This window comes from Bacillus sp. LJBS06 (assembly GCF_016924995.1).
Taxonomy (GTDB): Bacteria; Bacillota; Bacilli; order Bacillales; family Bacillaceae; genus Bacillus; species Bacillus stercoris.
On the sequence record NZ_CP070483.1, the window covers coordinates 3487970 to 3503022 of the forward strand.

A 15053-nucleotide genomic window follows, 5' to 3' on the forward strand; every position below is an offset into this window, starting at 1 on the left:
CTCATTTCAAGGCTTCATTCTTTCAGTAAATCAACAAGAAGAGAGGCCACTTTATGTGTATCGTGACGAATTACGTCATTTTTATACGTTACGATTTGGTCTCTGATGACTTCAAGCCCCATCGCTTTCAGCTCATCGATATCAAAATCAACAGGACGTGCGGATTCCATTTCGTACTTACGCTTTATTTCGTCGGGAATGTCTTCACTGTTCACTAATATCGTATCAATAAAACCGCAGCCCATATGCTGATTGAGCGCTTTCACATGATCAGCAGCGGTGTAATGGAGCGTTTCACCGGGCTGAGTCATCACGTTGCAAATGTATACTTTTTTCGCCGGTGCCTTTATCACTTCTTCCCCGATTTTTGGGACGAGCAAATTGGGAAGAATGCTTGTATAGAGGCTTCCCGGGCCAATAATAATCAAATCCGCTTCCCTGATCACGTCTATCGTTTCCGGCAGCGGGTCAATCTGTTCAGGCGTGAGAAAAACACGCTTAATGCGCTGTCCGTATGCCGGAATCGTTGACTCGCCTGAGACCACGCGGCCGTCCTCCATCTCAGCATGCAAAACAACACTGGTATTTGCAGCCGGCAAAACCTTCCCTCTTACATTCAGCACCTTGCTCATTTCTGTGACAGCGTGAAAAAAATCACCGGTTATATTTGTCATCGCTGCCAAAATCAAATTCCCGAGAGAATGGCCTGTTAAGTCATTCCCTTTATTGAAGCGGTGCTGAAAAAGATCTTCAACAAGCGGCTCCACATCGGATAAAGCGGCAAGCACATTTCTGATGTCTCCGGGAGGCGGAATTTTCAGTTCATTCCGCAGACGGCCAGAGCTTCCTCCATCATCGGCAACTGTTACAATGGCCGTGATGTCAACGGGTTTATGCTTTAGGCCCCGAAGCAATACAGAAAGGCCTGTACCGCCGCCAAAGATTGCGATTTTCGGTTTTTGTCCCATCTTATTTCCGGCTTCTCTTTTCAATGTCCCGGTGAGTAACATGAGTATAGTAATCCTTTTTGAAATAATCAGCTAGATTCTCGGCAAGTGTCACAGAGCGGTGCTGGCCCCCTGTGCAGCCTATCGCAATGACAACCTGGCTTTTTCCTTCTCTTTTGTAAGATGGAAGCATAAAGCTCAGCAGATCAATTAATTTCTCATTGAACTTTTGCGTTTCATTCCACTTCATGACGTAAGAGGAAACCTCTTCATCCTTGCCAGTCAGCGGCCGCATGCTTTCGATATAGTACGGATTCGGCAAAAATCTGACATCAAAGACGAGATCTGCGTCAATCGGGATACCGTATTTAAAACCAAATGACATCACATTTACGGTAAATGTCTCTCCTTGGTTTGAGGCAAAGTGCTTTACAATTTTTTCGCGTAAATCACGCGGCTTCATGTCAGATGTATCATAAATGATTTGAGAACGGCCTTTTAATTCCTCAAGCAGCTCTCGTTCCAGCGCAATGCCTTCAAGCGGCAGGCCAGTCGCTGCCAGCGGATGCGAGCGTCTCGTTTCTTTATATCTCGTGACGAGAATGGAATCCTTCGCGTCCAGGAATAAAATTCGCGGTGTGATCCACGGATTCTCGGCCATTTCATCCAGCGCTTCAATCAGGCGGTCAAAAAATTCGCGGCCGCGCAGATCCATCACGAGCGCAACTTTGCTCATTTTCGAATTTGATTCCTTCATCAGCTCTAAAAACTTCGGAAGCAATGAAGGCGGAAGATTATCGACGCAGAAATAGCCGAGATCTTCAAAGCTTTGAATGGCGACAGTTTTCCCCGCTCCCGACATTCCGGTTATAATGACAAGCTGAATATCATGTGATTCACTAACACTCATCTTTCTCCCCCCTGACTTGTCTTTCTATTTGATGTGCTGCGGGTCTAAACGATAACTGAGCAGCTCAAAGTCCGGTGTATACGTAAATGTGCCGTGCAGCAGCCCTTGTCCCTTCATCATAAAATCAAGGATATGGCCGTCTCCAGGGGCCATAGGCAGGCTCTGAATGTCATTGACATCGTGCCACTGCAGTTTGCCTTCCTCTGATTCTGATACATTTTGTCCTGTATAAGAATCAGCGACAAACGTAAACATCATCCACTCGGAGACAATGTGGTCACCGTCTTTAATAATAAAGGTAAAAACGCCTTTTAATTGAGGATTTATGATATAGATACCAGTCTCTTCTCTGTACTCTCTGATGACGGAGTCTCTGACTGATTCTCCGCTCTCCATCTTGCCGCCCGGCGCGACCCACCAGCCGCGTCTCGGCTTTTGCAGCAGAAGAACTTTGTCATCCGTCTGAAGCACACAATTTGTCACTCTTTGCAAGTACGTCACCTAACCTTCGTCCTGTCATCGTCTCTTTATTATACCGCTTCAAGATGCCTCCCACAATGAAGAGACATTGACAATCTTTTCTTCTATTTTACAGCATATTCTTTCGTTAATTCAGATGATTTTGCTGTAATCGGCATTCATCTTTTATTTTTGGACAAAAAAAGGACACGGATAACTGGAGAATCCGTGCCAAAAAAGTGTATTCATTATAAAAAGGGGGTCAATTACTTTATTAATCATAACCGAAAAGCATTACACATGTGTTACAGCGGAATTAAAACCCAGTAACGTAATGTGAAACTCGTATGACAGCCCTTTTTATTTTAAGGTTTTCAGCGTTTCTTGAAGCTCTTCGACATAATGCTGAACGCTTTGTGCCGCAATGCTTCCGTCTCCTGTAGCAGTTACGATTTGGCGCAGTGATTTTTCGCGAATGTCTCCGGCAGCGAAAATCCCTTCAACCTTAGTTTCCATACGGTCGTTTGTTTCGATGTAGCCTTCTTCATTCGTAATGCCCAGGTTTTCAAACGGTTTAGATAGAGGAAGCATGCCGATGTAAATGAATACGCCATCTGTTTTGAATTCACTTTCTTCACCGGTTACCGTATCGACAAGCGTTACGTTACCGACTTTGCCGTTTTCCTCATGAATTTCTTTCACGGTTTTGTTCCATAGGAAGTCAACTTTTTCATTATCAAATGCTCTCGCTTGAAGAATGCTTTGCGCACGGAGTTTATCACGTCTGTGAACAATCGTTACTTTTGAAGCGAAACGTGTCAGGTACACACCTTCTTCAACAGCAGAATCTCCGCCGCCGACAACAACAAGCTCTTTGCCTTTAAAGAAAGCCCCGTCACATACCGCACAATAAGATACACCGCGGCCGCCCAATTCCTTCTCGCCAGGCACACCGATTTTTTTATACTCCGCACCTGCAGCAATAATGACCGCACGCGCTTTATATTCTTTTGAACCGGCTTTAATTACTTTGTACTCTTTGCCGTCAACGACTTCTTTAATATCGCCATAAGCGTATTCGGCGCCGAATTTTTTCGCGTGTTCAAACATTTTGTTAGAAAGCTCAGGCCCAAGGATACTTTCGAATCCAGGATAGTTTTCTACATCTTCTGTATTGGCCATTTGTCCGCCGGGAATTCCTCTTTCAATCATTAATGTCGATAAATTCGCTCTTGATGTGTATACAGCGGCCGTCATCCCAGCAGGGCCCGCGCCGATTATAATCACGTCATAAATTTTTTCTTCTGACACACTATTCACTCCTTAAACCATCTTTTCAAGTTTGGGCTCTTTCTTATAAGATAAGAATCCCCATCAAACGTATTCCTTACCCATATCCTATAAAATCTCATGGTAATACGCTATTTTTTTGCTCAACACGATTAAATGTATTCGAAAAGGGTATATGTTAATAAAGAAAGAGCCTTCTGTTTATAGAAGGCCCTTGTCATATTTATTATTGAACAACACGTCTTACAACGCCTTTAAATGCTGCTTTCCAGTAAGGATTGCTCATAGAGTCAACAGATACGCCATGAGATGTATTGTCGTTTAGGAAAGTACCGTTTCCTAAGTAGATTCCTACGTGTCCGTTTGTTTTGTAAGTGTCAAAGAACACAAGGTCTCCGCGTTTCATTTCAGACGCGCTGACAGCTTGTCCTCTGCCAACTAACGTATCAGTTGTTGTTCCGCCTACAGGTCCAAGGTTAACACCTGCAGAAGCGTATGCCCAGCGTACGAATGATGAGCAGTCAAAAATACGGTTGTTGATATCAGATTGGCTGCGTCCGCCGCCAAACTTGTAAGGAGATTGTCCTACAATGCTTGAACCAACGCTGATCGCGCCTTCAATTCCGCCGGAGTTGCTGATAACGGTGCCGCCTGAATTGCTGTTTGAACCGCTGCTCTTCTTAGAAGATGAGCCGTTAGACGAACTGTTTGATGAACCGTTAGAAGAATTGTCTGAAGAATCATCAGATGAGCTTGCTTTCGCTGATTCAGTTGTAGCCGTTTGGCTGTCATCTGTTTGTGTTTCATCAGATGCTTTTTGTGCTTCTTCCTGCTTTTTGATCAAAGCAGCAGCTGCTTCTTGTTCTTTTTTGATGCGAGCTTGTTCAGCTTCAGTATTTGCTTTTTGATTTGCAAGTTCAGACGCTTCTGATTTTAATTCAGAAATCGCTTTAGCCGTTTTCTTTTGGCTTGCTTTTGCTTCGTCGAAAAGCTTGTCTTTTTCATTAAGCTGTTTATCAAGGTCTTTTTGCATTGTTTCTAATTTAGCCAATGCAGCTTGAACTTCTTTCAGCTTGTCATTCAAATCCGCTTCAGAATCTTCGAGCTTCGCTTTATCCTGCTCTTGCTGTTTGATTAAATCTTTGTCTGCGTCCACAATAGATGAGACCGCAGTCGCACGAGAGATAAAGTCACCAAAGCTTGTTGATCCTAAAAGAACATCTATGTATCCTTGAGATCCGCCGCTTTCCTGTAAAGAACGAACGCGTTTTTTCAGGATTTCATTGCGTTTTTCGATGCGTGCTTCTGTTTCTTTAATCTCTTTTTTCAGTTTTTTGATTTCTTCTTTTGTTTTATCGTTTTCTTCTTTTTTATCTTCGATCTTGTTGCTTGTATCAAGCGCCTTAGCGTTAATGTCTTGCAGTTCTTTTTCAATCTTTGATTGATTTTCCTGAAGCTCAGTTAATTCTTTTTCCTTCGCTTCAATGCTGGAAGCAACCTCAGATTGCTTGCTTTCGATTTTTTGTTTCTTTTCATCTAATGTTTCCGCCGATGCAGTTTTACTTGTAAATGGGATCAAAAAACTGCTTGTCCCGATGACGGAAGCCAAACCAAGTGTAATTAAACTCTTTCTCACTTTTTATATCCTCCCTTTTACTGTGAACCTGTCCTCATTTGGAATCGTATTTTGAACATCAAGTTTCGTTCCTCATACTCTACGAGGAATGATGGTTGTTTATGGTTAATTATTCTGTGCATCTCTTATTCTGGTTGTATAGCGTTTATTTCACATCATATGTAAAAAACACTAATTCCTTATGTACGAGAATCATTATACCATCAAGTTTCGACAAATTAGCGATAAATTTTATTACATTTATGTTTCAAACAGATGTCAAGCCACACATCATTTGTCATTTTTCTTAAGCGTGTAAAAAAACTGTCGATATTATTTTCTTAATATAATCTATCAAACAAAAAAAGAGTCGATTAAACAAATCGACTCTTCAAAATATACTATTCTAGAATATCATCAATATATTTCATATATTTCGTCAACGTTGCCGGAGAGATGCCAAATCGGGCTGCTGTGTCTTTTTTCGTGTCTTGCTTGCCGTGGGCTTCTTTCCAAATATAACAGATCGCTGCCGCCCAGCCTTTCTCATTCTTCAACGGAGCGGCTGCGCGGATTTGCTGGATGACATGAAAAACCCAGCAGCTCATGACTTCTGTTGTCATCTCTTCTTTTTCAGCTTGCTCTAATAATTTGACCGTTTGATAGGCGAACAGCGCATCCTCTGAAACGTCAGCTGCCACAGAGTCTCCATTCAAAAGCAGCTTTACAAAGTGATTTTCAAAAGGAGCGGTAATTCTCTTTGAGCGTATTACCGCTTCAAGATGCTCCGTTTCTCCCTTTGTACTGCTGATATAATAGGCTGCGAGACGCTGTTCTACAGATGAAGGAAGTGCTTCCCTTCGCTCAACCCAAGGCGCAGGGCGGTCTTCTCCGGGATATTGCGACTCGACTTTTCTCCAGATCGTCTCGGCAAAGTCGGTATGCCCCGTAAAATAAGCAGAGCACGAGAGCCAGTAAAAGAATGTGTCGTCACCTTCAAAGCCGGTTTTATATAATGATTTGAGCCATTTATACCCATGCTCGTAACGGCCGACAAGCGCCAAGGTAGCACCCAGTTTATAACGCTGTTCCAACAGCATTGGATAGACATTAGAAAGCTGCTCACTCAATTCCGCCACTTTTTCATCTTCTCTTTCATAATAGTAGAAAACGAGAAGATTGCATAAAGCGTGAAGATTTCCTTCATTATGAGAAAGCACTTCATACGCGGTTTGCTTCGCTTTTACAACGTTTCCGGAATAGAAATAGGCAAGCGCCAGATTGTTGTATGCTGACCAAAGCTCCGGATATTCAGCTGTGATTTCCTCAAGCGCGGCAACCGCTTCAGCAAGCTGGCCGCTTTCCAGCAATGATTTTGCCCGATCCTGTTTCATCAGCAGTTCATCCTGATCATACAACGAATCCTCAATGCCATCGTCCCCTAGATCGAGCAAATCAAGCAGACTATCGTTTTCTTCCGCGAATTCACCGTCCGGGTCCGCATCAGAATATGCGGCCGCTTCTTTATAAGCTTCTTGAAAGAGCCCCAAGTGGGCAAAGTTGTTCGCTTTAAAGTAATGGCACTCCGGCATTTCGGCCTCCAGATTAGCCATGATATAGTCAAGAAGATCGTTCGACTCTTGATACTGGCCCATTTCCGAGTAAATGACCGCAAGCTGTGAAAGCATCTCTGAATCCTCCGGCTCCAAATGAACCGCGCGCTGAATCAGTTTGCTTGCCCGTTTCAGATTGCGCTCTTTATACGCTTTCAAGCCTTTATGAAAAAAATATTGTCCATCTTGAAGCAGCTGGACAATTTGTGCGTGATTTTTATGTTCAGAAGTGTGTTTTCCCACAACTACCCTCCGTTTTATACAATATTACCGTCAGTAGTATACCATAAATCGTAAGCCCCTCAATAGTTCAAAAGGAAGGATTGGGAAATTCCCTCCTCTTTTTTATTGGCTGATTCGACCAAAATTTACCCGGCTTTGTTTTCTAAATCCGCGTTCATTTTCAGCTGCTGTTCAGCAAAATCCCTATAAAGATCATGGGAAGCCATTAATTCATGGTGTGTGCCACGACCGGTAATTTCCCCTTTTTCAACAAACAAAAGCTGGTCCGCGTCTACAACGGTAGATAGGCGGTGAGCGATAACAATTGTTGTGCGACCCTCCATCAGCACCTCAAGCGCCTGCTGAACTGACTTTTCAGATTGGCTGTCAAGGCTTGAAGTGGCTTCATCAAGCATAAGAATGCTTGGGTTACGGAGAAGCGCTCTCGCAATCGCGATTCTTTGCCTTTGTCCGCCTGACAGCATGATGCCTCGTTCGCCCACTTCTGTATCAAGCTGATCCGGCAGCTCCATTATAAAATTGAGCGCATATGCCATTTCCGCGGCTTTTTCGATCTCAGCATCTGTTACATCTCGTTCTAATCCGTAGCAAATATTTTCTCTGATAGTCCCCGACATTAAAGGGCTTTCCTGTGATACATATCCGATGTGCTCCCGCCACGATTCAAGCGAATAAGTGTCAATCGGCTCGTCCCCCAGCCGAATAGCCCCTGCAGTCGGAGAGTAAAAGCGTTCAAGCAGCTTAAACAGCGTCGTTTTTCCCCCGCCGCTCGGACCGACGATCGCTGTCACTTTCCCTGCTTCAATGACGGCGCTGATCTCTTTTAAGATCAGCTGATCGGGCTTATATCCAAAAGACACGCGATCAAGCTGGATAGGCAGATGCGCATTTTCGATTTGTTTTCCCGTCACTGTATCTTCCTCTTCCTCTGCCAAGATCTCAATCATTCGTTCTGTTGCACCGATTGATTTTTGCAGCTGTGTAAAGAATGTTGTAATTTGGCCCATCGGCATAATAATTTGGAACAAATATAAAATAAAAGCCACGAGCGCTCCGGCCGTGAGCTCGCCTGAAGATACCTGCATGCCGCCATATCCGATCACTGCGACAAGCGCTGCCATTAACACGAGTGAGATAAGCGGGCCGACAAGTGATTGAACCTTAGCTTCACGAACGCCAAGCTTAAATAATGAGGAAATCCCCATTTTCCCGCGCCCATATTCGACATCCTCCGCATTTGAAGCTTTAACAAGTCTAATTTCCGGGAGAATTTGATTCAGCAGCCCTGTAAAACGAGCCGTTTCATCTTGTGTTTCCCGTGAAATGGAGAACATTTTCCTTCCAATCGGCACCAAAATAAGAGCGGCCAGCGGAACGACCACTAACACAAGCAGTGTCAGCTTCCAGTTCATAATAAACAAGATTGTCAATGATCCAATGACAGAAATGATGCCTGTAATAAATCCGCTGATATGGGTTGTAATCAATTCTTTGACAACCATCGTATCGTTCGTTACACGGCTGACTGTTTCTCCGGAAGCATTTGTATCGAAATAAGAGACAGGCAGCTTAATTAATTTCTTCCATAATAAATCCCGCAGCCCAGAGATGATTTTTTGTCCATTATAGTTAAGCGCATAGGTGGCATAAGCGCTTAAACCCGCCTGAACGAAAAACACCAGCGCGATCAAACCGATTTGCGTGCCTGACAGATTTGACATAGAAAAACCATCGACAAGCTGCTTCGTTAATAATGGAATAAGCAGGCTGACCAGCGTGGTTACAACACTGAGGGCAAGCGCAAAGGCGAGCTTTCCATAAGAAGGGTTGGTCCGTCTTACTAAGGCAAAAAAGGGTTTCAATTTACTTTTAGATTTTTGTTTCTGGGTTGGCATATATTTTCCTCCTGTTTCAGCGTTCAGAAAGGTGAAAAGTCATAGCAAAAGGATGATTTTTACTCTTTCTCAATCATATCAATGGCGAGAGACTTTTTCAGTATATTTTTGCCGTGGTGAAAATAAAAGATCTCCCACTCATTGTTTGAATAGGAGATTTTTTATGTTAGACATCTTTCACTGGCTTCTTTTTTCTGTAAGTCAATGTTACATCCTGCTGTCGCAGGTCTTCAATTATCATTTTGTACCGATCAACTTTTGCGGTATGTTCTTCTTTTATCATCTGAAGGGCAGCTTTTCGTTTTTCGCTTTTCGACTCAAGTTCTTCTTTTATTTTTTTTACAATCAACCCTTTTTGCCCCTTGATTTCCTCTTTTAATGAAGACTCAAATTTCTTTGTCAGACTGAGAAAGTCGTTGATCGGTTGATTGAGGGTGCCCGCTTTCCCCTTCATTTCATCTTTGGTCAGAAACATATAGGTGGTTGATACAATTTCTGTTTCACTTTCTGAAAATAAGGAAGTCACTCTTCAAATTCCTCCTAAGGCTGAAAATCAAATAACTGAGAAATCATTTCTTCTTTTTCAAACAGCTTTTCAATACTCTCGCGGATATTTTTGATAAAATCCCTTTTTTCTGTTGTCTGTTTTTTTAATTCAGCAACAATTCCATCATTAACAGGAAGCGCACCTGTGTGGAATGATTCATGAACTGAGATTTTTTCCAATTTATCGAATGTGTGGCTGAAACCAGCTGCAAGCCGGAATTGAAGATCGAAGGCATAATACGAAGGGTTTTCTTCCATATGATGAATCGCCGTGGTGATCGCCTGTTTTTTGTCTATGAAGTCTTCATCGATTTCCTGACTGTAAACCTTCTGGTACTGAGAAATCGCATCTTCCATATCTTCAACGATTTTCATACCGTTTTGATAGATTCTGACAGCGGATGAGAGATTGACTTGAATCGTTTCTCCCGAGCCGCTCTTGCCTGTAAAATAAATATCGGAGCCTTTATAGCTGAAGCCTTTTTCCTTCGACAAGGCGTTGAGCATTTGAACGATGCTGTGGCCGTCGACGATGAGTTTTAGTGCGTCTTTTGTTTCTGTGTCGAGTGTTTCAAATGCATCTTTTAATTCATTAACACTACCTATTAACTCACAGACATAATAAACAATTGCAACTACATTATTAGTAGAAAGCGCGTATTTTAACTGTTTATATTGAATTTCTATATCGCCTATCTTATTATTAACTATTTTTAACTGTTTTTTGATACTCTTCTTTTGCGTCTCATTAATGTACCCATTCTCTTCAAGCTGATCCACAACTGTTCCGCTATTATTCAAGATAGTATGAAAGAATTTGATAAAGGCCGGCATTTTTCCCCCGATATTTTTAACCATTACCTGTATGTCACCAAACCGGTCTTTCACTATTTTCCCTTTCGCCATATTTCCATCAGCACTAATAATACTGCCGACAAGCTCTGCATCTATCCCAGTCGAAGCCATGACAAATCCGTTTAACCCACCTTTTTTATATTCTTCCGAATACTTTCGTAAAAAAGTTTGGATAGAGCGGACTTCCTCATCAGGAATCTTATCTATAATGCTTCTGATTCCTTTGACATCTGTATTTGTATCTTTCATCTTTACATTGCCAAATGTAATAAAATCAGCCTTTCCGCTGACGCCATAAAGCGGGTCATCTTTGGAAATACGCTGGGTGATGTTTGCTGTGACGCCTTTGTCATTGTAGTATTGGGTGATTGCTTTTTTTAGGTCTTCTTTGCGGACATTTTCAAGTTCATCAGTATTCAGAACATTAAATTTATTGATCATAGCATCAAGTAAATCTTTATCAGCTTGTAACAAATGATTTACACTAACCTGAGCACCGTTTACCCCATATACTTCATCAAACTCTCCATCTATTAACTGAACCATTACCTGGTTGTTATTTGCAAGTGAATGCCCAAGAGCGTAAGTATGTAGCTCATCAGAATTTCCAGCTCTTTTCTTTGCTTCCTTAGTAAATTCTCTCGTTGCTCTGTATTGGCTACTGTCGATCCCTAAGAAAAGGCCAAAAAAATTATAAGACCAATCCTCGTTATCAGCACTACCCTCCGAAATAATATGAAGTTGGTCTATTTGATTTTTACTATCTTTTATATATATTGCCGTACCATCATAACCCGATTCTTTTATTGACTTATCTTTTTGGTTATTTTTCTTAATCAGTTCTTTAGATGTATAAATCTCAATATCCTTAGGAAGATTTTGATTAGTTTCTTCTTTATAGATCCTGCGGACTTCCGCTTCAAATTCTACTTTTGCTTCCTTTATTTCTTTAGGATTATTTGATGCAAACTTTTTTTTATAATCATACTCTAAATTTATTAACCGCAGTTTTACATTTTCATTTGAAAATATATTATTGTTAGCCATCTTTCCCCTCCTTATTTAAAAAGGTGATAGATTTTACGAGCTTTTTAACCTGATCTCCTAAGTTATCTTTGTCTAACGTACAAGGCTTATCATTATTTGGGCATCTAAACATAAACGAAAACACAATACCTCGTTGGTCTTTCTCAGTAGATTTAATATAACCGAAGTATCTGTACGAAAAATTATATTTATTTTTATCGTTTTCAAAATTATTTTTCTTGTAGGCGATATAAATATCTTTACCTTCGCTCTCTAGTTTTTCAAAATTACCATTATAACCATTTTCACTACTAATTTGGTCTAACATTGTCTCAGGATTGTTAATAAAAGTTACTCCTTGATAATACTCTATTTGTGCATTTAGCATTTTATTTTTTGTTTTTTCATAGCTATCAAATGCGATGATTTCTTCATTTTCATCACGGCTAGACAAATAGCTTGAATACTTCCCATTCTCCGGAAACAACATCCTAAACCCTTTCAGCTTAGATTCAAGCAAATAATACCCCGGCTCTTCTTCTTTCGTTGACACCATGTACTCTCTCGTTTTCTCGTCCTGAAACGCCGGAACTTGCGGCAGGTCTTTTGGATCCATGTCTTTTGGTTTTACGGCTTCTGTTTTATTGTCATTTGTGGTGTTTTTATCGTTGTCATGCATACTGCATCCTCCTGTCAGGGCAAGTAATAAGCTAAAGCAAATACATATGATCTTTTTCATTACGAACCTCCACGGGTTTTGTGAGAATAGAATTCTATTTCAAATCAAAAATAATTCTATTGACCTGGTTAATACGTGATTATTTTATCCTTTTCTATGTTATATCATGGAGGAATTTGGATAAATAGGAAATCCGACTTGGTTTTGATCTCCTTTCACTAACAAATCTAGCAAAACACCTCATACACATCCAAATACCCGTTACTTTTTTCACAAAACGAAAAGAGGCGTTTATCATACGGTTCTTCCCTTAGTTTTCAGAGTGGCTTCTATATAATTTTGCTCTAGGTTATCTTAAAGTCTTCAATATATTCCTATTCTCCACTCTCTATATCTCCTTTTTTAACTATTAAAAAGGTAATAGAGTCTATTATTTTTTCAACTTTTTTTCTCGCTTCATCTTTCTTTAATGAACAAGCCTCTCCATCACTATAGCAGGCAAATCGAAACGAATACTCTATCCCCAGATAATCCTCTTTTGTTGATTTAACATAACCAAAAAATCTATAAGAAAAGTACTTCTTTTCCTCTGCATCATCAAAAACACTTTTCTTTTGCGCAGAATATACAATTTTATCGGATTGTTTCCTTTTTTCATATTTTCCTATATAGCTGTTTCTTCCACTTACTATGTCAATCATTATATCCTTGTCGTTTGCAAAACTTTTGTCTTGATGATAATCCAGTTGAACATCATATTGAATGTTAGTTTTTTTATTAAAACTATCAAATACTATTGTTTCTTCATTTTCTCCTGTACTAGAAAGATCAGGTGCGTACTGTCCATCCTCCGGAAACAACATCCTAAACCCTTTCAGCCTAGACTCAAGCAAATAATACCCTGGCTCCTCTTCTATCGTTGTCACCATGTACTCTCTCGTCTTCTCATCTTGAAATGCCGGAACTTGCGGCAGATCTTTTGGATCCATGTCTTTTGGTTTTGGAGCTTCTGTGTTATTTTCTTTTGTGTTGTTTTTTTCTTTGTTGTTCATACTGCATCCGCCTGTCAGAGTAAGTAATAAGCAGAAGCAAAGCAAGATCATTTTTTTCATGAGGAACCTCCCACGGGTTTAACTGATAGATTGTTACAACATGATTATTTAGTTCTAGCCGTATTACAATATAGAATCATACTGAAAAAAGACCGCCGCGTTCTATCGGCAGTCTTGACCAGACATGATTGTTACTCTTTTTTCGAATAAAATACTCTGGATATAAACAGGCCAATGACCCCTAGCAAGATGAATAAGACCGCTCTCCAAACAATATCAATCGAAGCAGAATCTATTAAAATTATTTTGGCAAGTGTAATGAATAAAAAGATCAGCCCAATTCGGTTCCATGTCTTGTCTTTGGTTGCGTAATAAACAGCATACATCACAATGACAAATATAAACCAAGACAGGGATACTCCGACGTTTACTGATACGCCGTCAATCCTATCCGACATCCATATGGATAATTTGCTGAAGAATACAAGCAGCAGCAATGAAACAGCGGACGAAACAACGATTGTGATTTGTTTATAATGTATTTTCTTCGAATACAGATAGCCGCCAAATAGTGAGCTGATCAGCAGCAGCCAAGAGACAATGCTGAGAACGTGTAATGAACGTGCCGGGTATTGTATGAGGCCGCAGGCTGCCTGTAATAATACAATCACTCCGGCGATGCCGATCAACCAGCTTTTTTTGCGGTATGACACGTAACACATCATGATTCCTTGTAAGGTGAATATGATGTACAGCAAGCTCACATTTTCAGCTAATCCATCCGCTGCCAATACATTAAAATAAATCATAGAAATGAGAAAAAACGTATGTTTGATTTCGGCAAATTCTTTACTTTTCCATAAGCTTAACAACAGGTAAAACATAAATGCAGCAGTATAAAAAGCGTATAAGGCTGTATCGTTTTTCATGTACAGGACAACCCCTGTAATGAAAACGACAAAAGCTCCGATTGTAACAGCTGTGAGATAGACAGCTTTTTTAAATTGGCTGTTCGATCGTAAGGCTGATAGGATCGTAATCGCCTGCTGTAGGATAAATACAGCAAGTGTCCAACCCGTCACCTGCGCATCTGTAAATGATAAGAAAGCAAAAATCGCTAATATAAAAGCATAGTTTGCTATATTCCATGCCACGCTGTACTTTTGTTTAACTGTCTCATATATTAAGCCTGCGAAAACCAATGACTCATATACATAAAAGATGTATTCATTTCCTTGTTTCCCGCCAAATAAAAAAGGATACAAGTAAACACCTGCGCCGATAATGGCGATTAGCGTTTGTGATCGGTATTTTCTTGATATGTACACACCGCCCGCAACGCCTGCAGCAAGAAGGATCATCGTAAGCGGCGTCGGTATAATCTGGTACAGCATGTTACCCGCAAACAAAGAAACAATATAGACAATATTACTGCCCGCCAATAATGAACTGCCCAATACACTGGCATTTTTCTTATGTGACCTGCTACCGAGAACATATAGCACAATAGAGACAATAAGTCCCGCCCCTACCCTCATATATGCGTTGATCCAGCCTTTTTCTGCAGCTGCCACAAATGCCCAAATCATACCAAGAAGAAAAACAAAAATAAAGATCTTCGGAAGCCAATTTCCCGCCATGTTTTCTAAAGTGCGGTTCTCTTTTCGCGGAGCCGGCGTCTTTTGTGGAACTTCGGTTTCCTTGTTGATTTTTGGATGCTCTTCCGTTTTGACTACTGTTTGTTCTTTCTTGCCAGCAGCGAGATATGCGATCTCCCTTTTGACACTTTCCAGTTCTTGTTCTAAACGTCCAACTCTTTTGTTCAGTTCATCAATTTTTTCGTTCACCATTCTCTCCTCATTTTTCGAATAATTAGCAGCCGCTTTTTCATACTATGTCTTTTCCTCACTATCCTGACCGGTT

12 protein-coding genes are annotated in these 15053 nt (G+C 40.8%); all 12 read right to left on the reverse strand.

Features of this window, described 5'->3' with window-relative positions:
- Positions 1-14: 14 nt before the first annotated feature.
- The 12 genes from mgfK to JQX68_RS17830 all read right to left on the reverse strand — a co-directional run bounded on the left by mgfK (position 15) and on the right by JQX68_RS17830 (position 14980).
- Complete coding sequence (gene mgfK, locus JQX68_RS17775; RefSeq protein ID WP_040082505.1) at positions 15-968, reverse strand: gluconeogenesis morphogenetic factor; 954 nt, start codon at positions 966-968, stop codon at positions 15-17.
- 1 nt (position 969) lies between these two features.
- Positions 970-1857: an RNase adapter RapZ gene (rapZ, locus tag JQX68_RS17780; RefSeq protein WP_003235371.1), complete on the reverse strand. Its 888-nt coding sequence runs from the start codon at positions 1855-1857 to the stop codon at positions 970-972.
- A 24-nt stretch (positions 1858-1881) separates the two neighbouring features.
- On the reverse strand, positions 1882-2358 hold the full coding sequence (locus tag JQX68_RS17785; protein ID WP_080478281.1) for an 8-oxo-dGTP diphosphatase: 477 nt from the start codon (positions 2356-2358) through the stop codon (positions 1882-1884).
- Positions 2359-2676: 318 nt separating this feature from the next.
- Positions 2677-3627: a thioredoxin-disulfide reductase gene (trxB, locus tag JQX68_RS17790; protein WP_069150380.1), complete on the reverse strand. Its 951-nt coding sequence runs from the start codon at positions 3625-3627 to the stop codon at positions 2677-2679.
- A 205-nt stretch (positions 3628-3832) separates the two neighbouring features.
- Positions 3833-5242: a peptidoglycan DL-endopeptidase CwlO gene (gene cwlO, locus JQX68_RS17795; protein ID WP_069150381.1), complete on the reverse strand. Its 1410-nt coding sequence runs from the start codon at positions 5240-5242 to the stop codon at positions 3833-3835.
- Positions 5243-5622: 380 nt separating this feature from the next.
- Entirely contained in the window at positions 5623-7077 is a 1455-nt protein-coding gene (locus JQX68_RS17800; protein ID WP_148343229.1) for a tetratricopeptide repeat protein, read from the reverse strand.
- 125 nt (positions 7078-7202) lie between these two features.
- Positions 7203-8972 (reverse strand): multidrug resistance ABC transporter ATP-binding protein/permease BmrA, encoded by a 1770-nt coding sequence (gene bmrA, locus JQX68_RS17805; RefSeq protein WP_040081720.1) that lies wholly within the window; start codon positions 8970-8972, stop codon positions 7203-7205.
- Positions 8973-9138: 166 nt separating this feature from the next.
- Complete coding sequence (locus JQX68_RS17810) at positions 9139-9498, reverse strand: hypothetical protein (RefSeq protein ID WP_069838651.1); 360 nt, start codon at positions 9496-9498, stop codon at positions 9139-9141.
- 14 nt (positions 9499-9512) lie between these two features.
- A complete protein-coding gene (locus JQX68_RS17815; protein ID WP_147772571.1) occupies positions 9513-11420 on the reverse strand; it encodes a DUF6792 domain-containing protein in 1908 nt (635 codons plus the stop codon).
- The gene (locus tag JQX68_RS17820) at positions 11413-12138 is read right to left on the reverse strand and encodes a lipoprotein YvcA (RefSeq protein WP_187248797.1); all 726 of its coding nucleotides are present in this window, start codon (positions 12136-12138) and stop codon (positions 11413-11415) included. The genes JQX68_RS17815 and JQX68_RS17820 overlap by 8 nt, the downstream gene beginning before the upstream one ends.
- Before the next feature lie 314 nt (positions 12139-12452).
- A complete protein-coding gene (locus JQX68_RS17825) occupies positions 12453-13190 on the reverse strand; it encodes a lipoprotein YvcA (protein WP_147772572.1) in 738 nt (245 codons plus the stop codon).
- Positions 13191-13321: 131 nt separating this feature from the next.
- A complete protein-coding gene (locus JQX68_RS17830) occupies positions 13322-14980 on the reverse strand; it encodes a DUF2339 domain-containing protein (RefSeq protein ID WP_147772573.1) in 1659 nt (552 codons plus the stop codon).
- Between the last annotated feature and the right edge of the window lie 73 nt (positions 14981-15053).

Excerpts from the sequence above, each read along its gene's own strand:
- JQX68_RS17815 (WP_147772571.1), bottom strand. The coding sequence starts at position 11,420 with ATGGCTAACAATAATATATTTTCAAATGAAAATGTAAAACTGCGGTTA.
- JQX68_RS17830 (WP_147772573.1), bottom strand. The coding sequence starts at position 14,980 with ATGGTGAACGAAAAAATTGATGAACTGAACAAAAGAGTTGGACGTTTA.
- mgfK (WP_040082505.1), bottom strand. The coding sequence starts at position 968 with ATGGGACAAAAACCGAAAATCGCAATCTTTGGCGGCGGTACAGGCCTT.
- rapZ (WP_003235371.1), bottom strand. The coding sequence starts at position 1,857 with ATGAGTGTTAGTGAATCACATGATATTCAGCTTGTCATTATAACCGGA.
- bmrA (WP_040081720.1), bottom strand. The coding sequence starts at position 8,972 with ATGCCAACCCAGAAACAAAAATCTAAAAGTAAATTGAAACCCTTTTTT.
- JQX68_RS17825 (WP_147772572.1), bottom strand. The coding sequence starts at position 13,190 with ATGAAAAAAATGATCTTGCTTTGCTTCTGCTTATTACTTACTCTGACA.
- JQX68_RS17820 (WP_187248797.1), bottom strand. The coding sequence starts at position 12,138 with ATGAAAAAGATCATATGTATTTGCTTTAGCTTATTACTTGCCCTGACA.